Genomic DNA, 574 nt, shown 5'->3' with positions numbered 1-574 from the left:
GGCGTCGAACTCCTCAGCCTGATCCACCCGGACGATCGGGCCATGGAGGCGGCCCGCCTGGCCGATTTCGACGCAGCGCCCCGGCAGCAGCGCCTGGCGCCGCTGCCGCTGCGTTACCGCCGGCTGGACGGCGAGACCATCAATGCCGAGGCCACCGGGGTGCGCCTCGATTTCGAAGGCCGCCCGGCCACGCTCTACGTGCTCCGCGACGTGGCCCGCTGGCTGCTGGCCGAGCAGGTGCTGCGCGAGAGCCAGGCCATGTACCGGGACGTGGTCGAATCGGTCAATGAGATCCTCTTCCAGACCGATGCAGAGGGCCGCCTCACCTTCCTCAACCGGGCCTGGCGCAACACGACAGGTTTCGATACCCGCCTGAGCATCGGCCAGAACTTGCTCGATTTCGTGGCGGAAGATGACCGGGGCAGGGTGGGCCATTGCCTCGGGGCGATCCGCGAAGGTTACGAGGAGATCGGTCAGTTCGAGTTCCGCCTGCGCACCCAGGCCGCCGGCCCGCGCTGGGTCGAAGCGACAGTCCGCCCCCTGCGGGACACTTATGAGCGCATCGTCGGCAGCT

General features: G+C 68.6%; 1 protein-coding gene. It reads left to right on the top strand.

All coding sequences use genetic code 11. The features are described 5' to 3' along the window. Positions 1-574 (top strand): PAS domain S-box protein (locus JNK74_29710; protein MBL7650349.1); only part of this gene is annotated, 574 nt, incomplete at both ends.

The organism is Candidatus Hydrogenedentota bacterium, from assembly GCA_016791475.1.
Classification (GTDB): Bacteria; Hydrogenedentota; Hydrogenedentia; order Hydrogenedentales; family JAEUWI01; genus JAEUWI01.
The sequence above is the reverse complement of the archived record's forward strand: the minus strand, read 5'-3'. Positions and strand labels throughout refer to the sequence as shown.